The sequence below is a fragment of the Methanolobus sp. ZRKC2 genome (assembly GCF_045291185.1).
In the GTDB taxonomy this organism is placed as follows: Archaea; Halobacteriota; Methanosarcinia; order Methanosarcinales; family Methanosarcinaceae; genus Methanolobus.
This window is the reverse complement of record NZ_CP146980.1, coordinates 1,512,793-1,532,370: the sequence shown is the minus strand read 5'-3', so window position 1 is coordinate 1,532,370 and position 19,578 is coordinate 1,512,793. Positions and strand designations below refer to the sequence as shown.

Sequence of the window (19,578 nt, the reverse complement as noted above, 5' to 3'; positions counted from 1 at the left end):
TTATTTCCGGGTTTTTCCCTTTCTGATAACTTGGATAGGCTCCACGACAATTATTTATATTTTTGAATCCCTGCTTAATATGGGAGGTTATCAGATGCCCGAGAAATCCTGGTTCTTTGCAATGAACGAAAAAGATCTGAGTGAAGGAAAAATAGAGTTTTCCAGAGTAAAGGGAACTCCCGTACTTCTTACAAAGAAGGAAGGAACTATATACTCTCTCTACGGGAAATGTCTTCACAAGGGTTGTCGTCTTTCCAAGGGCACTTTCAGCGATGCATATATCCTGAAATGTGGCTGTCACGGCTGGGAATACGATATAAGGACCGGTAAGCATCTCGGAGATGATAGCACAACTCTCGAAACTTATGAGAACAAGGTCGAAGACGGGGAAATATTTGTCCTGCTTTGAAAATTTTAATCCTTATTGGAAGGTGTAGGTTTTTGGCTTCATGGGTCTTTGCTATAAATGAAAATGAACTTGGCGACGGTGAGAAGAAGCCGGTGCTTTTGGAAAGTAATGCAATACTTCTGGTCAGGCAGGAGGGAAATTTTTACGCAATGTCCAACAAATGTCCTCACATGGGCTGTCCGTTTTCAAAAGGAGTCCTGGATGGATATACTGTAGAATGTCCCTGTCATGACTGGAAGTTCGACATAAAAAGCGGTGAGTTCTTAACTGCACCGGAGATAAAAGCTCCTGTTTACGATACAAAAGTTTCTGACGGACAGGTCTTTGTTAATATGGAAGGTGATCTTTAATGAAGAAAGTGGTACTGTATACTCTTAGTACCTGTCCCTGGTGCATGCGTGCAAAGAAATATTTCAGGGAACGGGATATTCCCTATGAGTACACTGATTACGATAAAGCAGATGATGATACCCGTGAGATGATCAGGGAGGATTGCCGGTTACACGGAGAGGAAATGTCTTTCCCTTTCGTCAAGATAGGAGAAGATGTTGTCGTTGGCTACAATCCCAAAAAATACTCAAAATTGCTGGAATCATGAGGGGAAGCTGATGGATACTGAGAAGCGTAAAGAAAAGTTAAGGACAATGTTCCAGAGGGTGATCGATCCTCTGGGTTACAAATATAGTCCTGATGAGGAACTTGTTGATTTCCTTCTGGAACAGGAAGTGATGCTGGAAAAGGAGAAAGGTCATCCATTTTGCCCGTGCCAGGGATTGACAGGTGAGCGGGAACATGACATGCAACTGGTATGCCCTTGCATACCTTTTCACAGGGAACACTTTGATGCAATGAAACGTTGCTGGTGTGGCCTGTATGTTCATAAGGACGTTGAGGATCCTGATGAGCTTCTTCAGATATCCAAAAAGGAGTTTGAGGAATCAAGAAAGAAGGAGTGAAATAAATGGTGGGGGAAGAGAATGAAGTCATACGGAACATAAAAACAAGGAAAAGTGTCCGTGACTATGTTGACAAACAGGTGAGTGAGGATTCAATAAACACAATAATAGATGCCGGAATACATGCTCCAACGGGTTTCGGATCGGAACCCTGGTTCTTTGTTGTAATTCAGAACAGGGAAATGATGAAGCGGATGTCCGATTATTGCAAACCACGTTTGCTTGCACAGCTTCAGGATTTGCCAAATGAAAATGTATCGGAATTCAGAAAAAGATTGTCACAAGAAGATTTTGACATCTTCTACAATGCTCCTTTGCTTGTAATTGTACTCGGAAGCAATGCAGGTTTCACCACGGATTATGATTGTTCCATGTGCGCACAGAATATGATGCTTGCAGCCCATTCAATGGGTATCGGCAGCTGCTGGGTGGGTACGGCATGTTTCATCCAGGACAATGAGGAGTTCATGAGCGAACTCGGAATACCCTATGATTACAAGGTCATAGCACCTATTGTATTCGGATACGAAGGAAAGATTGTGGAAAGGCCACCGAGACAGGACCCTCAAATAGTCTGGGTTCACTGAGGCAGGAATATTTTCCTGTCGTTTTTTGTATATTCTGTTTTTCTGGTTTTTGCTTAGGTTATTGGTTTTTTTCTATTCGACAAATCTTATATATTTAACACAGTAGTAACTTACTTATATAATAACTTTCTAAACCACCCACGTGGTGGTACTATTTGTCGAAAAACATTATTTAAAGTACTTGTTGTTATAGTTTTGTTACTTGCTCAATTCTATCCTGCAGCGGCAGCGAGCAGTGAAGATCTGTTTGAGAAAGATGATTCTTACGTCCCTAAGGACACTGTTGTGGCCTTATCAATGCTTTCCCAGATAAAAGCGCAGACTCCTTCCAACAACGGCCTGGATGTCCAGCGGCTTATAGATGTTACAACAGATCCGGTTGATACTGATGGTGACGGATTGCCGGATTCTGTGGAATCTATTCTTGGGACCGATATTAACAATGCTGATTCTGATTTTGACCAACTTGACGATTATAATGAATCAGTGGTTTACCTCTCCGATCCACTGGAGCTGGATTCTAATTATGATGGTCTTGCTGATAACTTTGAGGTGATTGATGTACCATCCCTTGATGTTGATGGAGACGGACTGTCTAACATATGGGATTTCGACAATGATGATGATGGTGTAGAGGACAATGTGGACCCTTCACCTTTTGCACGTTCAATAGATTATGAAACTTTTAATTTTGATCTCAAGACAAACGGTAATCCTGTCTACATGGATTTCCAGCTTCTTCCCGAGGAGCCTGATCATGTAAGACTTGCCTATCAGAAGTGGGACTGGCCTTATGATAATAAAAGCACGATGCAGGATCTTGATAATTCCACAGATGACTTGCATCTGATCCCTCTGCTTGAGCTTACAATGGATTCTGTTCCGAAACAGTCGGAAGTAGAAGACTATGGTATAGGTATTTCCGGAAACAGGGCATATGTTCCGCTTTTCCAGGTCAACGGCATAGGAGGGGAAACTGCCCTTGCAGGAAAGATGTTCTATCCCCAGTCCAACACTACTGATGTTCATGTAAATGCAAGTCTTCTGTGGCTTGTGCAGGCGAAGACAGACAGCCTGGATGAAACCAATGTTACGATAATTACAGATACCACCACTATTGTATCATACAGGGAAAAATTCACCCTGACTGGTTTCAGTGTTGAGGAAAGTTATGGCAGTGATGTTGGTATTTTCTACACCGGTGACCTGAATCAGAGTGTAGCCAGTAATTTCATGCTTGCATATTCATTCCTGAGAAATAACCAGTCCACTGTTCAGGATATGCCACAGGAACTTTCCAGTCACAATATTGCTATTTCATCTAATATAGAGAGTTTTGAGCACCGTGATCTCGGACTACAGGGTCTTACTACCAGAATGACACCCAATGCCCTTGATTCTCTTCCGGATAACCGTGTTCTTCCGATAATCACAGCATTGCAGAATGATTTTGCAAAGAAAGACCTCTCTGAGATTGATTCAGGTTCTCATATAGTTGGTAACGATATTTCAATTGATATCAGCGGTGACCCCATCATTTCCTTAAAAACCCTGAAGACAAACTGGTATAATACGGCGGATAACTCTCCAGCAGATACCGGATCCCTGCTAAGCGAACTAAAAAAGTGGGGTGAAGCGGTCAATGTGAATGAGGATACCCTGACATCCGTTATGGCCCTGTCAATTGTCTGGAATGTGGGCGAGTCAAAGGTCACAAAGACAGGCGATTTGCTGACCGATTTCGGTAATCTGGAAGAAATTGATATTATAGACAGCATCCAGTCCTGGATCAGCATTGGTTTCTTTGCCACTTCCGCTTTTGCAGACCTTGTTTCCAATGTAACGGAAATAGGATACAGGGTCTTCTTTTCAGTAAATTATGTTCTTGAAGCTGCAAAGGGATTTCTGGGCATTTTACTGACCACGAGCAAATCACTGGACAAAGCTATCAAAACCGTAGGTTCTATTGTCAAGTGCTTAAATGGTCTGGGTAAAGTCCTTTCTGTAATCGGTGTGGTTATGCTGGTAATAGGATTTGCACTGGAAGTTGGTTTTGCCATATGGGGTTTCTTTAAGATCGCCATGAGCGAGGGCTGGTCGAATACCGGTACTTTCCAGGGTGCGGTCTATGCTGCTATTATGATAACATACGCTGCTGTGATGCTTGCTATTGGTGTCATCCTCCTTGCATGTGGGTTCATACCTTACGTAGGATGGATAATCGCACTGGTAGGAGGCATTATTCTTGGGCTTATAGGCCTTGTTGACTTCATACTCGGCTTCTTCGGGCTAGGTTTCTCTGACTTTGCGGCATGGGTCGTGAGCAAATTCCATCAGACCTATCCTAACACGGAGTATTCCCTGGACATAATTGATACTTCACTTGATATGGAAGATCATGACAGCAACGGATTGAGTGCAGGTGACAGGATCACTTTCAAGAGCCGTATAAACGGGACTATCACAAAGACAGCGGACGGAACCTGGAAGGATGTCCAGGATAGTTATGTTGTTCCGCACTACAATATCAGGCGATGGATGACAGGAGATACACCGGTTTCCTACTGGAAGTCAGATTATGGTGAGTTCACCAACACCGTGGCAACTGTCGAATCATATCCGAATTACAGGAATACCACCTATGAGGTGGGTGCATGGATAGAGCCTGTTGAAGGTACCGTCAACTTCCCTGTCCCGATTGTATTCAATGCTGACTATAAGGTAATATATACTGACCGCAGGATAGAGTGGGACTTCTGGAATGGATATAAATACACAACTATGAATGACACCGGTACTGTGACAAGTGAAATCGATATGCTTTACTTCGATGTCCTTCCTGGTAATGTTGGTGATCTTGCAGATTGGTACCACATTTCTTCAGAAGATCACGATTACGATGGTCTTGATAATGATATTGATCCATATCCATGGGGCTGGGATGCTGATGGAGACGGATTAAGTGATAAGTTTGAGGTAAACACTTTGGGTTCAGATCCTTCCAGTTCAGACAGGGATGGCGACGGTCTCAATGATAAAATGGAACTTATCTACGGCACGAATCTCACAGACCCCGATACCGACGGGGACAACATGTCCGATTTCAAGGAAATCAATGGCTGGGATATCAGTTTCAACTACAGCAATCATACTTTCAATATGACTGTCCACTCCGATCCACTTTTGCCTGACAGCGATGGAGATGGTATTGGTGACCAGATGGAATACTGGAGTTACCTGAATCCAATGTCAAAAGATACGAACGGAGACGGAATCACAGATGAACCCGACCCGCAACATATGACCTATGTGAATTTCGAAACAAAATGGGGTAGTGAAGGTGCAGGTGACGGACAATTCACTTATGCAGCAACAATTGAAGTGGATGATTACGGTTATGTTTATGTTGCAGATCCGGAGAGTAACCGCATTCAGAAATTTGATTCAAGCGGGAATTTCATTACCAAATGGGGTACTTATGGAGAAGGTGACGGTGAGTTCCAGTACATAAACGATTTTGCAGTTGATTCTGATGGCAGCATTTATGTTCTTGATCCCCTCAACCGTATCCAAAAATTCGATTCCAATGGTAGTTTCATAACTTCATGGGACACAAGTTCCAGTCGTACCTTTGCTATTGATGCTGATGATTTCATATACAGTCCTCTGTATGGTTCTGTTATTCAAAAATTCAATTCAAGCGGAAAGCTGGTTGAGAATTTAACATTCACGGATGGAGATAAGGTGTTTGAAAGTCCTAATAGGATGGTTATCTCTGATGACGGCAGTTTCTATATCACCGACGGTTACGATTCTACCAACAATGGAATATTCAAATTTGACCGAAATGGTATTTTCATAGATCGATGGGGAAGTGAAGGATCTGCTGACAAGAATTTCAGCTGGGCTGAAGGACTCGCTGTTGACACCAAGGAGTGTGTTTATATTGCTGATGCTGGCAATAATCATATCCAGAAATTCAGCTCAGATGGTTTTTTCATAACGAGATGGGGACAGTACGGTGAAAATGATGGTGAATTCAAATCCCCGACAGGAATAGCAGTTGATTTAGATGAGTATATCTATGTTGCAGATTCAGGAAACAGCCGTATCCAGAAATTCTCCCAGGTAACAGGTCTTCCACCACGTATCGTATCTGATACGATCGATACTGATGGCGATGGCCTGTTTGACAACAATGAAACCGCAGGATGGAATGTGACCTTCACGAATTCCAGTGGTACATTTGCAATCCATGTGGACAGTGAACTCCTGATGGAAGACACTGATCATGATGGCCTGACGGATCTTGAAGAATACAATAATTCGTCTAATCCACGTGATGTCGATACTGATGACGATGGCCTGAGTGACTTTGTCGAGATCATCCTAGGCACGAACATCACACACTACGATACCGACGGTGAAGGCCTGGATGATGGTACTGAGATCATCTTTGGAAGTAATCCTAAAAAGGCAGATAGTGACAATGACGGCCTGACTGATTATGAAGAGTTCCACTTCAACTCTGATCCGAAAAAGAAGGATACTGATGGTGATGGCCTGACCGACAGTGAAGAACAGGAATTTGGCTCAGATCCGAAAAACCCGGATTCTGATGGTGACTTGATGTTCGATAAGTCGGAAAAGGAGAAAAAGGGCAATCCAAGGAACCCGGATTCTGATGGAGATGGCCTACCTGACGGTTATGAGCTCCTTTACAATACCAGTGCAACGAATAACGATACCGATAAGGATGGTGTGCCTGACGGAAAGGAAGTCGAGAAGAGAATGAATCCGAAGAATAACGATACCGACGGAGATGGCCTTCCCGATATGTTCGAACTCAATAACGGTACTGATCCGACAAACGGGGACACAGATGGGAACGGCTTGAATGACTCTGTTGATCCATATTCATTCGCATCCAATGTCGAGAGAATCTGGGTGAGCTTCGATGAAAATGAAGATACTCTTCAGCTTATAGAGGAACTTGGAGAATATACCAATGTAACTATTTTCCAGCCGGAAAACATCGGGAATTATTCTGATAAAGAAAATATACTGTTTGTAGGAAGGCCTGGAATTGATAATACCACTACAGGTAATATGACTATGAACATATTGGCTTCCGTGGCACCTGATACCCTGGATTCGATGAAGGCATCCGATTACGAAAGGTTTGCTGTCGAGTATGATGTATGGGCCGATAACCAGACTGTTGTTATGCTCTCACATCCGTATCCGAATGATCATTACAGGGTGCTTGAACTGTTCAAGACTGATTCCGGTGAAATGGGATATCCGGATGTTGTAAGTGAGTTCAGGGCAGATGCAATAGATAAGATGGGACTTTATGTTATGGTTGAGCTCAGGAATCCTGTAAAACCTTCTATAGAACTCACACATTACAACAAGGACGAACTTCCTGAAAACATGACATATGGCCTGGCTTCAGGCGGATCAGGTGTGAAGTACCTTGACATCAATGTCAGCGAGAATGTCATAAACGGAACTTTCAACAATATCCAGAGGGCTATGATAGTCATTTATTATACTGCCCGTGACCTTGACAGGACCGGCGATCTTGACGGCAATGATGCAGGGGATATTGATGAATCCTCCCTGTCAATGATCTGGTTCAATGAGACCAGTGGCAACTGGGAAAAGCTTACAACTGACATGGACTGGGTGAGTGGTGTTGGAATAAATACGGACAATGAGATAATCGATGGCGTGGAATACGAGGGCTATATGTGGGCCAATGTATCCCATTTCAGTATGTACGGACTTGCCGGTGCCGAAAGGATTGAAGCTACTGCAGATGGAAAGAAAGATGACGATCATCCCCTCGATTCTGATCGTGATGGCCTCTACGATTTCATTGAGCGCAGGATGGGGACAGACCCATTCAACCAGGACACTGATAATGACGGCATTATTGATTCGGAAGATGATGACCCATTGAATCCGTATAGATCGGTAACTTCAGTAGAAGCTGAGTCTGCAATATCAACTGATCCTGCAGAGCTGGATGGAGCATTTGAGGGTGAGCAAACGCCAGAGGACAGTCCCTTGAAATCCCTCCCGTGGATAGCTGCCATTGCCATTGTAGCACTGTTAGCTTATCTGGTGGCTTTCCGGCGAAAGGAATAAAGCGGAATCATGAATCATTTGATTATGAAAACGGGTGATCTGATTGGACTCTTCAGATAAAGAAAAAAGTAACAAGCAGCTCTTTGCTGCTGTTGCTATTGTTTGTTTACTTCTTCTTTTCGCCCTTTATTACGCGGAATATCGGGAGATCAATGATCCGTATTCACTTGCGGGCAGAGTAATCTATGTCTCTGAAGATATCAGTTCCTATCATTTTGGCATGGGCAGCAATATTTCCATCCTTGGTGAATCACTATCCATTATGAGTGGAAACGGTTCTGTGGATTACAAAAATGGAAGGATGAAAATTGCATTTTCTTCAGCAGAAGATTCGATGAATCTGGTCGTTGTTGATGAAAATGCTTATTTTAAGAAAAATAATAATTCCTGGGAAAAGAAGAATCTCAACGATCAAACCTGGAAGAGCTATGATCAGCTGTCTCAGAAAAACCTTCTTTTGGATGAATCCACAAACCTGAGCATGCAGAGAACAGATTCCGGTATAGTACTGACTGCAATTCCTGACAAAAATAATTTGGTTCAGGAGGCAGGTAAAGTTGGTCTGGACCTTCAGGGAGACGAGCAGTTAAGGGATTATTATGTAAGATACCTGATCGATGATGAAACTTATCATATCATTTCCATTGAAACTCATATTGAGTTCCTGATGAAGGTGCAGGGTTTGATGTCGCCGGTTATCATAAACAACAGGGTAGATATTTCCAGCTATGATGAAGAAATCGAGATTGAAGCACCTTTAAAGCCCGAATAAAAAATAGGTCGGGTTTGGAGGACAGATTCCAAACCCTATCAAACGTTTTTAGTATTTTCTTCACGCTTCTGCGGAGTGAAATGAATCCTCGCCGAGCGGAACATAGCTTTCCGGTTCGGACCATTTCGCAGCGAGCTTCTCCTCTTGCGCTTCCAGAATTGTATTCGTGATCCTGTCAAGTATTTCCATTGCGCCGCGATATCCCATAGCAAGTACTCTTTGGGCTCCTACGCGATCATGTATGGGGAAACCAACCCTTACAAGAGGTATTCCCATCTCCTTTGCAATGTACTTGCCATTGGAGTTCCCTATTAGCATTTCAGGTTTTGCCTTTCTTACAGCATCATTGAATGAGTCAAAGTCCACATCCTCAAGTATTGTAACATCGCAGTCCGGCTTAACCTGTTTTACCCTTTCCATTGCATATTCTGCAAATTTTGGAGATTTGCTGGAAGCTACGACCAGTATCGGATGCATACCATTTTCAAGTACAAGGGAAAGCATTCCCAAAATATTGTTCGGATCTCCGTAAATAGCTACCTTGATGCCATAGACGTACTTATGTGAATCCACCATGGCATCTATCAGACGCCCCCTTTCCTTCTGGTAGTCTTCAGGTATGTCCGTTCCTGCTATCTTGGACAGTGCAGCCAGTAACCTGTCAGTGTATTCCAATCCTATGGGTAGTGGCAGATTCCATGAAGGGATATCGAATGTCTGTTCCAGATAACTGACTGCTCTGTTATCGTTAGTGATTCCCAGGCCAATGGTAGCAGCACTGTTCTTCATATCCACTATATCGGCATGGGTAGTTCCTCCGGGGAATATCTTCTGAAGCTCTCCTGTCATGGGTGCGTCAAAAGTTTCCGAGATATCCGGGAGGAAAATGAAGGAATTAGAGCCAATGGTGTCGGATAATATGCCCTTGAGTTTGCGTGTGTCTTCGGGAGAAATATTCTCTGAAAGTACTACATTGAGCTTATTATTGAAAATGTCACTTGCATCTTCTCCGATAGTGAATTCCTTAACAATAGCTTCTACAGCCTTAATATAACCACTATTGTGGCTATCTTCATAGCTGGGTGTTGGTACGGGAATAATTATCAGGTCATTTGAAAGCTCCGTTTCTTCTTCCCTGAACTCGTCGATGATACGTCCGATGTCATCTCCTATGGTTTCGGCAAGACAGGTTGTAGATACGCCTATGACCTTTGGATTGTAACGCAGGATGAGGTTTTTAAGACCCTTCTTAAGGTTCTCGCTGCCCCCGTATACGGCTCCCTTCTCACTCAGAGAACTCGATCCGATATCTACGGGTTCCCTGAAGTGATGTGCAAGATGCAGTCTCATGTAGGTGCTGCATCCCTGTGAACCGTGTAACAGTACCATGGAGTTCTCTATCCCCTTGAATGCCATTACACTGCCTATGGGCTGACACATGATGCAGGGATTAACAGTAGTATGATTTCTCTCAGTCATGCCATTGACCCCTGTAGTGTATTGGTATTGAGATCTTGCATATTATTTCTCTCCTTCATTGCCTTTCTCAGTTTTGTCCCGTTTTCTGTCCTCAGACCGGAATCCTCCTCAACAGCCGAATCTTCACCAACGGCTGGCTTTAACTTGCTTCCGTATGCTTTCCATACAGGACTGTTTATGGAAGCATCCAGCTCTCTTGCAAAGTTCAGAAAACCGTCGTAACCCTCAAACTCAATGACTCTGTCATGATTGAAATCACAGAAAGCTACACCAAGCTTGTAGGCAAGGAACCTTTCCTTGACACCTGCAACCATCAGGTCTGCCTTCTGTTTTACAAGGAGGTCGGCAAGTTCCAACGGATTTGCATCGTCTACGATTACCGTGCCATCCTTTACCTGGTAGCTAATTTGCTTATAGTCATCTCGCTTTCCCGTTTGTGTACCTATTATAACGACTTCCATTCCAAGCTCGCGGAAACCTTTGATAAGTGTTAATGCCTTGGCAGCACCGCCCATGTAAATAGCAGCGGTCTTTCCCTGAAGCCTGTTTCTGATTGCTTCTATCTCAGGCATAATCCTCTTTGTTTCATGCTCGATTAGTTCTTCAGCAGTCTTCATCATCTCTTCAGAATCAAAGAACTCAGCTACTGTCCTGAGGGCAATTGCAAGATCCTCTATTCCAAAGTAGCTTACCTTGCGGAAAGGAATTCCGAATTCCTTCTTCATCCATTTTGCAAGGAATGTCATGGAACCTGAGCACTGTACCAGGTTCAACTGGGCTCCGTGTGCTTTTGAGATACTATCTGCTGTTGCATCTCCTGTCATCGAAGTAATAACCTGTACTCCCATCTTCTCAAAAAGAGGTTTTACCAGCCAGACATCTCCTGCCACATTGTAGTCGCCAAGTATGTTGATCCTGTACTCAGATGTGATTTCAGGTTCTTTTGTTCCGACAAGATGCATGAGTGCATTACATGCTGCTTTGTATCCGTCGGACTTTGTTCCCTTGAATCCTTCTGACTTTACAGGTAATACCGGTATACCAACTCTTTCGGTTGCTTCCTTACAAACCGCTTCAAGATCATCGCCGATTATACCGACAATACAGGTTGAATAGACAAAGATGACCGGAGGATTGTATAGCTCGACAAGTTCGTCGATGCACTTGGAGAGTTTTTTCTCACCACCGAATACTACGTCAAGTTCTTTCATGTCGGTTGAGAAGCTGGTACGGAACGTTTCCTTATTGCTTGACAGGCTACCTCTGATATCCCAGGTGTAGCTTGCACACCCGATGGGACCGTGTACAAGGTGTATTGCATCGGTTACGGGATTTAATGCCACACGTGCTCCTGAATATACACAGGCTCTCTGGCTCATTGAACCGGCGATGGATGTATTATCACAGGCAAGCTGACTGCTCTTCTTTGCCTGCTTCAGGGCGATGTATGGTTGTCTTTCATCCAGCGTGTTTATCACACTTGTAATGTCTGGCATGTTCTCACTCCTAAATTTATGAGGTCGTTACTGTACGACCTCAAGCTCTTCCTCAGGGACTGTCTTGTCCTTAATGTCAAGGAAAGTGTTTCCGATCCACTCAACCATGCGGGCTGCTCCTGCATATCCCATAACAGGGAAGTGGTGGAGATTTGCCCTGTCCATGATCGGGAATCCAACCCTGATCAGTGGTATGTCTTCTGCAAGTGCTATGTGTTTGCCGTAGGTGTTACCTATCAGCATGTCCACAGGTTCGTTCTTGATAATCTGGTGGAGGGTGAACAGGTCTGCTCCGGTAAGGATCTGTGAGTCAGGGTACAATGGGTGTACCATTTCTGACATTTCCTCTTCGAATTTCTTGCTCACAGTACCTGAAAGGACTACTGTTGGTTCCATTCCCATCTCAAGCACCAGGCTTGTCAGCCCCTGGAGTATGTCAGGATCACCGAAGATAGCTACCTTCTTCCCATAGTAGTGTGGATGGGCATCTGTCATCATGTCAACAATCCTTGCTCTTTCCTGTTCCAGTTCCGGTGGGATCGGGACATTTGCCAGCTCAGCCGCCTTCATGATGAATCTGTCAGTGTAGCGTACACCGATTGGTGCAGGTCCTATTTGGACAGGCATCTTGAACTTGTTTCTAAAGATGTTTGCTGCTGCGCCTCCTGCCATGCTGCAAAGTGCTATGGTTCCCATGGAGTTTGCACTGTCTTCCATATCTCCTATTGGCGTTCCGCCCTTTGCATAGAGTGCTCCTTCCCCGGAAAGCCCGGAATCGAATACATCTGTCTGGTCAGGAAATACGATTGCAGGGATATTCATGACAGAGAGTATCCTCTTTATCTCACGAATATCTCCCGGGTCCACAAAACCCGGTATGATGTTGAGCTTTCCATTTGGTTTTGTTTTTGTGGCAAAGGTTGTAACAAATGACTTTACCATGTTGTCGTAACCTGTTACGTGTGAACCTACATAACTCGGAGTTGATGCAGCACAGAGCTTGATTGAAGGATCAATAAGCTCTTCCATCTCAACATCTTCTATTATCTGGTTAACGTCATCACCTATGGTTTCTGCAACACATGTTGTGTGAATTGCAACAACTTCCGGAGTATAAACCGCTTCAATATTGGCAAGCGCCTGCTTGAGGTTTGATGCACCGCCGAAAACTGCTGTTCCTTCATAGAAACTACTGGTAGTACCTACGTTTTGCTCCCTGTAATGTCTTGTAAGGCACATTCTCAGGTATGAGAGGCATCCCTGTGAACCATGACTGTGGGGCATACAGTTGTGTATACCCATTGCAGCATATACTGCGCCAATAGGCTGGCATATCTTGGCAGGGTTGATAACCAGTGCATCTCTTTGAATTGCTTCCTTTGGAGTATAATCTAACATCTTTTCTCCTCCCTTACTCTGCCTTCCACGGGGTTTTCATGAGCTTCCAGGTTGGGTTGTTAACTGCCATGTCTACGTCTCTTGCGAAGTTAAGCACACCAGAGAATCCGGTGTAACGGCCACTGTAATCATAGGAGTGTATCTGCCTGGATGGAACTCCGCATTTCTGTGCCATGTACTTGTCCTTAATACCTGAACAGAACAAATCCGGTTTGAGTTCCTTGATGAGGAATTCTGTCTCGTAGTGGTTCAAGTCGTCTACCACTATTGCGCCGTCAATCATTTCAGGCATCATTCCTTCGTAGTCCATAAGTCCAAGCTTTTCCTTAAGCTCCTTCATGCGTTCTTCACTGATTGCTGGCTCAAATCCTTCTTCCTTTTCATAGTGAAGATCTTCAAGGATTCCACTCGAAGCTTTTTCCTTCATGCCTTCAAGGATTTGTCTGCCTTCGTAGTCATCACGATGAGCAAACTGGTATCCTGCAACAACTACTTTCATTCCAAGATCTTCGAAGAGGTTCTGGTAGTGATGTGACCTGGACCCGCCAGAGTAAATAAAGACTTTCTTGCCTTCGAGTCTGTTTCTGTACTTCTCAAGTTCCGGCTGGATCTTTGCCATTTCTTCTTCTATCACTTCTTCTGTCTTCTTTTTAAGTTCAGGATTATCGAAGAACTGGGCCATCTTTCTGAGTGACTTCTTTGTGCCTTCGACACCAACATAGTTGACTTTTAACCATGGAACGCCGTACTTTTCTTCCATCATACGGTTAGTGTAGTTAACTGATCTGTGACAGAGTAGTATACTGAGCTTTGCATGATGCGCTTTAGCAAGATTGTGATACGATCCGTCTCCTGTGAAACTTGAAACCATGCGGTATCCTATCTTCTCAAAGAGTGGTCTGATCTCCCAGAGATCACCACCGATGTTGTATTCACCAAAGATGTTGATGTCAAATGGTGTTGGGTTCTCCAGTTCTTCTGTGCCGATCAGGTGCTCCATAAGGACATTACTTGCGATGTGGTGTCCAGCTGACTGGCTGACGCCTCTGTAACCTTCGCAGCGAAGGGACATTACTTTTACACCATGTTCAGCTTCTGCTTCTGTTGCGACTGCCTCGATGTCGTCGCCAATGAGTCCTACCGGACATGTTGCACAGACCGATATTGCACCGGGCTTGAAGATTCTCACTGCATCGTCAATGGCTGCTTTTAGCTTTTTTTCACCACCGAAAACAATATCTGTTTCTACCATGTCGGTGCAGAAACTGTATTGTATGAAGTTGTCACCGCCGTCTTCAGCTTTTGCCATGTTACGCCTGGTTCCCCAGGTGTAATATGCACAGCCGATTGGTCCGTGGACAATGTGTACCATATCCTTGATCGGTCCCATGACTACACCCTTACCACCGGCAAAAGCACAACCCCGGTTTGTCATGATACCGGGCACTACCTTGCTGTTGGCTTCGATATGCTGTTCGGAGCAGGAGTTCTTTACAGCAAAATGCTTTCTCCTGTCCTTTGCCACTTTTTCAGGATATATCTTCATCATTTCGTCAATGACTTTTTGAGAGGATTCTATTTCAGAACTCATTGTCCTTCCCTCCCCACAGTGATCTCTCCTTCTTCTCCGGTCCTTATCCTGAATGCTTCAGGTATGTCTGTTACGAAGATTTTCCCATCCCCTGCATGTCCGGTCCTGTTGATGTTAATGATGCGCTGGATTACCTTCTCAGCTGCCCTGTCATCGACAATAATGGTGAACATACGCTTTGGGATAAACGGGATGCAGTTCTTTGCTGTAACACCTTCCTGTTCTGGAAGTGGTGGGTCGAATTCATAGCATAATCCCTTTTGCTTTCCTCTTCCCATCACCTTTTCCACTGTAAAGGAAGGGTATCCGCATTCTGAAAGTGCATCAAGTGTCTTGTGCACCTTGTTCATGCGAATGATTGCTGTAATTTCCTTCATTGAAATCCCCTTCTTATTTACAGTCCGCATTCACCGCTACGTATTGTGTAAGCGCTTTCAACCGGGTTTACGAATATCTTCCCGTCTCCGTATTTTCCAGTATGGGCTGAACTCTTGATAATGTCTACAACCTTTGGCTTGTCTTCGTCTTCCACAACCATCATGAGCATTGTTTTTGGAAGCTCATCGAACTGCACTTCAGCAGTGTGAATGCCTCTTTGCTTTCCTCTTCCGAAGACATCTGTCTTTGTAAGTGATACGAAACCTTCCTTCTCAAGTCCTTCAACAATGTCGCTTACCTTGTTGGGCCTGACTATTGCACGGATCATTTGCATTTGTTTCACCTCACAATTCGATGATACCGAACTCTACCATCATTGCTTCAAGATCGTCCATTTCAAGAGGCTTCGGAATGACGAACTTGTCATTGCTCTGGATGTTCTCAGCCAGTGTCAGGTATTCCTGTGCCTGGTCACAATCTTCATCGAAGTCGATGACAGTCTTCTTGTTGATCTCGGCACGCTGGACAATATTGTCTCTTGGAACAAAGTGGATTAGCTTGCTTCCAAGCCTTTCCGCAAATGCTTCGAGAAGTTCGCGTTCGCCGTCTACCTTTCTGCTGTTACAGATGATCCCTCCAAGACGTGCACCGCCCTTTGCGTACTTCTGGATACCCTTGCAGATGTTGTTTGCTGCGTAGATAGCCATGAGTTCCCCACTGGCTACGATGTAGATCTCCTGTGCCTTTCCTTCTCTGATTGGCATTGCGAAACCTCCGCATACGACATCACCGAGTACGTCATAGAATACGTAGTCCAGTTCATCCTCGTATGCACCAAGATTCTCAAGGAGACCAATTGAAGTTATGATGCCCCTGCCTGCACAACCAACACCGGGCTCAGGCCCGCCGGATTCCACACACTTGATTCCGCCAAATCCCGGTTGAATGAGATTGTCGAGTTCGATGGATTCGTCGCCTTCTGATCTTAATGTATCGAGTACTGTCCTTTGGTTAAGACCTCCAAGAAGCATTCTTGTAGAGTCAGCCTTAGGGTCACATCCTACCAACAGTATCTTTTTTCCCATGGTGGCGAGTGCTGCAGTCAAATTCTGTGTTGTTGTCGACTTTCCGATTCCGCCTTTTCCGTATATTGCTACTTGTCGCATGGTCTTTTCCTTCTGTACTTTGTAAATTTTTATGTTGTACTGTTTTGGAGCTGACGTGCTTTATAGTACAACGGAATCCTATGTTCTATGTTATATTATAAAAAACTTTGTGTTACTTGATTCTGTTAAGTTATTATGTATAGAAAAAAGTTAAGGAGTATAGAGAAATGAAAAAGAATATAAATCATCATACCTTTTTTTCAACACAATATACAAAATATCAGAAGGATGAAAATATGACTTACATTTTGGGTGCTAGGTGTTCAGACGGTGTTGTACTTGTAGGAGATACAAAAATAACAATGGAAGATGGTGCTGACTTTTCAAATGCCAAAAAAATATTTAATCCTTTCAATTCTGTTGTTTTTGGTGCAGCCGGTTTCAGTGGATTATACAAAGCTTTTCAAAATCGATTAGACTCTACCATAATGGATATGGGTGAAAACGGTGAAAGAATATCGACATCTGCCAAATTCTCTGTAATTACGGAAAATGTGATCCGAGAAATGCATGAAATCTATGGAGATGACAAATACATTTTACGAAACCTAAGTGTTTTGATGGCCACAAGAATTGGATATGAAGCTGAACTTGTGCACTTTCAACCTATTGGCTTCCCAGAGCCAGTTAATGACTACAAAGTGATAGGGCACGGTGAGCCTTACGGAAGCATTTTTCTGAAAAAGATGTGGTCAAATAAAATGAACATGGAAGAAACTGCTTTGATTGGTTGTTTTATTTTGAAAATAATTCAAGAATTTAAATTGGATTATAGTGTTGGTTACTCTGACCAATACCTCCCTCAAATATGGTATATACCAGACATACCTTACCCAGGAGAAAATATTGAAAATGATAACGATTTAATTGAACATATGGGATCATATCCTATAAGGGAACTTGGAGAAAGTGAAGTCCTTTCTTTGATGAACAGGGTTAGCAAACAAGTTGAAAATCTGCGTTCGTTTTTTGTAAATGGAGAGTTAAAGCTATACTAGTCATCCAAGTCTCAAAACTAGTTAAATTTTAAAATTTTTCTAATATTTATTGTAGCTTTTTCATTCTTCATATTCCAAAATACTCTTTTCTTCGAGTGATTCAACCAAGGACGTAATCATTTTATTCAAGTGGCAAATTTCGCCTTCAATCTCTCTTTTTATGACTTCACGACTTTAAACAAGATTGTTGTTATCTATCATTTACATCAACTTGCCACATTTATGAATATCAAGAAGGTTAATAAGTGCTGTGGAAATTTTCTTTGCAAGGGTTACTGTCAAAAACAGCTACTACTTAAAATCAACAAGAACAGGATAGGAAAAAAGCCCTAGAAAATAGATGGAATGTTTTAGGAGGTGAAGATGCGCTTAAAGCGCATCTCCGTCGGTTTCGCCTGTACGAATTCTGAGTATCTTCTCCACCGGATAGATGAAAATCTTACCATCGCCGATTGAACCGGTTGCAGCGTTCTTCATGATGATATCGACAACTTTGTCCATGTCATCGTCGCTGACAACCACTTCCATCTTGATTTTTGGAAGCAGGTCTACGCAGTATTTCCTGCCTCTCCACTGCTGCATGATGCCCTTCTGCTTTCCGCGTCCCTTTACGTCGGTTACGGTCACACTTTCAAAGCCTGCATCTTCCAGTGCGTCCTTTACTTCGTGAATCTTCGTAGGCCTTATGATTGCTTCTATTTTCCTCATTTAAATCACTCCTTTGCGATAAGGAATTCCGGATATGCAGTGATACCGTGTTCAACAACATCCAGTCCTGCAATTTCATGTTCTTCTGATACACGGAGTCCTATTACCAGATCGATCAGCTTGAAGACTATGAGTGAAATACCAAATGCCCATACTATGCTGAGTACTATTCCAACTATTTGAATAAGGAATTGTTCGTAGCCACCATAGATAAGTCCCACTCCTTCTGCAGCATACACTGCATCTGCAAGTATTCCATTGCCCATTCCTATTGAAAAGATACCTACTGAAAGAAGCCCCCAGCTGCCAGCATAACCATGTACTGCAATAGCACCTACGGGATCATCTACCTTGAGTACGTTTTCGTTGAACATTACACCCATGTAAACTATAATTCCACCTACAAGGCCTATGACAATTGCTGCCCAGTTAGCAACTGAACCACATGGCGCCGTGATTGCCACAAGACCTGCAAGAAGTCCGTTTGCGGTAAGGGATGGATCAGGCTTCCCTGTTTTTATCCAGGTGATGATCATGACTATGATTGCCCCTGCACCTGCTGCAAGGAATGTGTTGACAATTACAAGATTTGCGTATGGGTCGTTTGCATCGAGTGTACTGCCGCCGTTGAATCCTACCCATCCGAATGCCAAAATAAGTGTACCGAGGAATGCAAGTGGAAGGCTGTGACCTGGAATTGCCATTGGCTTTCCGTTCTTGAACTTTCCGATTCTTGCGCCTACCAGCAGTACGCCTGCAAGAGCTGAGTATCCACCGATTGAGTGCACTACTCCTGATCCTGCAAAGTCGTGGATTGGAACACCAATTGCGTCAACGATGAAACCAGTTGTGAGTATTCCCGAACCACTCCATACCCAGTGTCCGTATACAGGGTAAATAAGTGCTACCATAAGTATTGTGTAAATGAGATATGCCCTGAAATCAGTCCTCTCAGCCATCGCACCGGAAACGATTGTTGCACCGGTTGCTGCAAAGACCATCTGGAACCACCAGCTGTTCCATAGTCCGTTGTCTGCACCCATAAGGAAGAACTGGTCAATACCAATCAGTCCTGCAAAATCAGCCCCGTACATTATTCCCCAGCCTACTGCCCAGTATACGATGATGCCAAGGGAGATTGTCATAAAATTTTTCATGAGAATGTTAGCAGTATTCTTTGTCCTGGTAAGACCTATCTCTACCAGGGAAAAGCCCGCATGCATCAGGAAGACAATTGCGCCGGCTAGCAGGAGCCACATGAAAGTAAGTGCAATCTGAAGGTTTTCGATTGCTACGCTGTTCTCTTCTATTGAACCGGCAGATGCCGGGACAATAAATGCCATAAATATTACGCTGACCAGCAGCAGGAACTGCCAGATCTTCTTTGAATTATATTTCTTTGATGTTTCGTTCATAAATGCACACCTTTATTTGTCAAAACTATCGGAATACGGATGCTATGTGTAGACTTTATTATATTTAAA

At 43.6% G+C, this 19,578-nt stretch carries 17 protein-coding genes; 8 read left to right on the top strand and 9 right to left on the bottom strand.

From position 1 onward, the window contains the following. The first annotated feature begins 94 nt into the window (after positions 1 to 94). The 7 genes from V7O62_RS07145 (at position 95) to V7O62_RS07115 (ending at position 8,880) form a co-directional block, all read left to right on the top strand. Positions 95 to 409: a Rieske (2Fe-2S) protein gene (locus V7O62_RS07145; protein ID WP_406655564.1), complete on the top strand. Its 315-nt coding sequence runs from the start codon at positions 95 to 97 to the stop codon at positions 407 to 409. Positions 410 to 441: 32 nt separating this feature from the next. Continuing rightward, the gene (locus tag V7O62_RS07140; RefSeq protein WP_406655562.1) at positions 442 to 759 is read left to right on the top strand and encodes a Rieske (2Fe-2S) protein; all 318 of its coding nucleotides are present in this window, start codon (positions 442 to 444) and stop codon (positions 757 to 759) included. After that, positions 759 to 1,007 (top strand): glutaredoxin family protein, encoded by a 249-nt coding sequence (locus tag V7O62_RS07135; RefSeq protein WP_406655561.1) that lies wholly within the window; start codon positions 759 to 761, stop codon positions 1,005 to 1,007. Before V7O62_RS07140 ends, V7O62_RS07135 begins: the two co-directional genes overlap by 1 nt. 10 nt (positions 1,008 to 1,017) lie before the next feature. After that, the gene (locus V7O62_RS07130) at positions 1,018 to 1,365 is read left to right on the top strand and encodes a ferredoxin-thioredoxin reductase catalytic domain-containing protein (protein WP_406655560.1); all 348 of its coding nucleotides are present in this window, start codon (positions 1,018 to 1,020) and stop codon (positions 1,363 to 1,365) included. A 5-nt stretch (positions 1,366 to 1,370) separates the two neighbouring features. Continuing rightward, the gene (locus V7O62_RS07125; protein ID WP_406655559.1) at positions 1,371 to 1,952 is read left to right on the top strand and encodes a nitroreductase family protein; all 582 of its coding nucleotides are present in this window, start codon (positions 1,371 to 1,373) and stop codon (positions 1,950 to 1,952) included. Between the two features lie 195 nt (positions 1,953 to 2,147). Further along, positions 2,148 to 8,108, top strand: a complete 5,961-nt coding sequence (locus tag V7O62_RS07120; protein ID WP_406655558.1) for a 6-bladed beta-propeller — start codon at positions 2,148 to 2,150, stop codon at positions 8,106 to 8,108. Between the two features lie 43 nt (positions 8,109 to 8,151). Continuing rightward, positions 8,152 to 8,880 (top strand): hypothetical protein, encoded by a 729-nt coding sequence (locus tag V7O62_RS07115; RefSeq protein WP_406655557.1) that lies wholly within the window; start codon positions 8,152 to 8,154, stop codon positions 8,878 to 8,880. Positions 8,881 to 8,940: 60 nt separating this feature from the next. Here the strand turns inward: V7O62_RS07115 and V7O62_RS07110 are convergent, their stop codons facing one another. Genes V7O62_RS07110 through nifH form a run of 7 tightly spaced genes read right to left on the bottom strand, consistent with a single transcriptional unit; the run spans position 8,941 to position 16,388 of the window. Further along, positions 8,941 to 10,359 carry a nitrogenase component 1 gene (locus tag V7O62_RS07110; RefSeq protein WP_406655556.1) on the bottom strand — a complete coding sequence of 473 codons (1,419 nt, stop codon included), beginning with the start codon at positions 10,357 to 10,359 and terminating at the stop codon, positions 8,941 to 8,943. Then, positions 10,356 to 11,855, bottom strand: a complete 1,500-nt coding sequence (gene nifE / locus V7O62_RS07105) for a nitrogenase iron-molybdenum cofactor biosynthesis protein NifE (protein WP_406655555.1) — start codon at positions 11,853 to 11,855, stop codon at positions 10,356 to 10,358. The genes V7O62_RS07110 and nifE overlap by 4 nt, the downstream gene beginning before the upstream one ends. A 27-nt stretch (positions 11,856 to 11,882) precedes the next feature. Continuing rightward, positions 11,883 to 13,253, bottom strand: a complete 1,371-nt coding sequence (gene nifK, locus V7O62_RS07100; protein ID WP_406655553.1) for a nitrogenase molybdenum-iron protein subunit beta — start codon at positions 13,251 to 13,253, stop codon at positions 11,883 to 11,885. 13 nt (positions 13,254 to 13,266) lie between these two features. Next, positions 13,267 to 14,844: a nitrogenase molybdenum-iron protein alpha chain gene (gene nifD / locus V7O62_RS07095; protein ID WP_406655552.1), complete on the bottom strand. Its 1,578-nt coding sequence runs from the start codon at positions 14,842 to 14,844 to the stop codon at positions 13,267 to 13,269. Beyond that, the gene (locus V7O62_RS07090; RefSeq protein ID WP_406655551.1) at positions 14,841 to 15,221 is read right to left on the bottom strand and encodes a P-II family nitrogen regulator; all 381 of its coding nucleotides are present in this window, start codon (positions 15,219 to 15,221) and stop codon (positions 14,841 to 14,843) included. Before V7O62_RS07090 ends, nifD begins: the two co-directional genes overlap by 4 nt. Before the next feature lie 17 nt (positions 15,222 to 15,238). Beyond that, positions 15,239 to 15,556 carry a P-II family nitrogen regulator gene (locus tag V7O62_RS07085; protein ID WP_406655550.1) on the bottom strand — a complete coding sequence of 106 codons (318 nt, stop codon included), beginning with the start codon at positions 15,554 to 15,556 and terminating at the stop codon, positions 15,239 to 15,241. Between the two features lie 10 nt (positions 15,557 to 15,566). Next, positions 15,567 to 16,388, bottom strand: coding sequence for a nitrogenase iron protein (nifH, locus tag V7O62_RS07080; protein ID WP_406655548.1), 822 nt, complete (start codon positions 16,386 to 16,388; stop codon positions 15,567 to 15,569). Between the two features lie 167 nt (positions 16,389 to 16,555). Between nifH and V7O62_RS07075 the strand changes: the two genes are divergently transcribed. After that, on the top strand, positions 16,556 to 17,386 hold the full coding sequence (locus tag V7O62_RS07075) for a hypothetical protein (RefSeq protein ID WP_406655547.1): 831 nt from the start codon (positions 16,556 to 16,558) through the stop codon (positions 17,384 to 17,386). Between the two features lie 369 nt (positions 17,387 to 17,755). Here V7O62_RS07075 and V7O62_RS07070 read toward each other — a convergent pair whose 3' ends face one another. Both V7O62_RS07070 and V7O62_RS07065 read right to left on the bottom strand, forming a co-directional pair. Beyond that, entirely contained in the window at positions 17,756 to 18,094 is a 339-nt protein-coding gene (locus V7O62_RS07070) for a P-II family nitrogen regulator (RefSeq protein ID WP_406655546.1), read from the bottom strand. Between the two features lie 5 nt (positions 18,095 to 18,099). Continuing rightward, positions 18,100 to 19,437 carry an ammonium transporter gene (locus V7O62_RS07065; protein WP_406658264.1) on the bottom strand — a complete coding sequence of 446 codons (1,338 nt, stop codon included), beginning with the start codon at positions 19,435 to 19,437 and terminating at the stop codon, positions 18,100 to 18,102. Positions 19,438 to 19,578: the final 141 nt, after the last annotated feature.

Bases quoted from the DNA above. Each gene is read 5' to 3' on its own strand.
- V7O62_RS07145 (WP_406655564.1), top strand. From the start codon at position 95: ATGCCCGAGAAATCCTGGTTCTTTGCAATGAACGAAAAAGATCTGAGT.
- V7O62_RS07135 (WP_406655561.1), top strand. From the start codon at position 759: ATGAAGAAAGTGGTACTGTATACTCTTAGTACCTGTCCCTGGTGCATG.
- V7O62_RS07130 (WP_406655560.1), top strand. From the start codon at position 1,018: ATGGATACTGAGAAGCGTAAAGAAAAGTTAAGGACAATGTTCCAGAGG.
- V7O62_RS07125 (WP_406655559.1), top strand. From the start codon at position 1,371: ATGGTGGGGGAAGAGAATGAAGTCATACGGAACATAAAAACAAGGAAA.
- V7O62_RS07110 (WP_406655556.1), bottom strand. From the start codon at position 10,359: ATGACTGAGAGAAATCATACTACTGTTAATCCCTGCATCATGTGTCAG.
- nifE (WP_406655555.1), bottom strand. From the start codon at position 11,855: ATGCCAGACATTACAAGTGTGATAAACACGCTGGATGAAAGACAACCA.
- nifK (WP_406655553.1), bottom strand. From the start codon at position 13,253: ATGTTAGATTATACTCCAAAGGAAGCAATTCAAAGAGATGCACTGGTT.
- nifD (WP_406655552.1), bottom strand. From the start codon at position 14,844: ATGAGTTCTGAAATAGAATCCTCTCAAAAAGTCATTGACGAAATGATG.
- V7O62_RS07090 (WP_406655551.1), bottom strand. From the start codon at position 15,221: ATGAAGGAAATTACAGCAATCATTCGCATGAACAAGGTGCACAAGACA.
- V7O62_RS07085 (WP_406655550.1), bottom strand. From the start codon at position 15,556: ATGCAAATGATCCGTGCAATAGTCAGGCCCAACAAGGTAAGCGACATT.
- nifH (WP_406655548.1), bottom strand. From the start codon at position 16,388: ATGCGACAAGTAGCAATATACGGAAAAGGCGGAATCGGAAAGTCGACA.
- V7O62_RS07075 (WP_406655547.1), top strand. From the start codon at position 16,556: ATGAAAAAGAATATAAATCATCATACCTTTTTTTCAACACAATATACA.
- V7O62_RS07070 (WP_406655546.1), bottom strand. From the start codon at position 18,094: ATGAGGAAAATAGAAGCAATCATAAGGCCTACGAAGATTCACGAAGTA.
- V7O62_RS07065 (WP_406658264.1), bottom strand. From the start codon at position 19,437: ATGGCATTTATTGTCCCGGCATCTGCCGGTTCAATAGAAGAGAACAGC.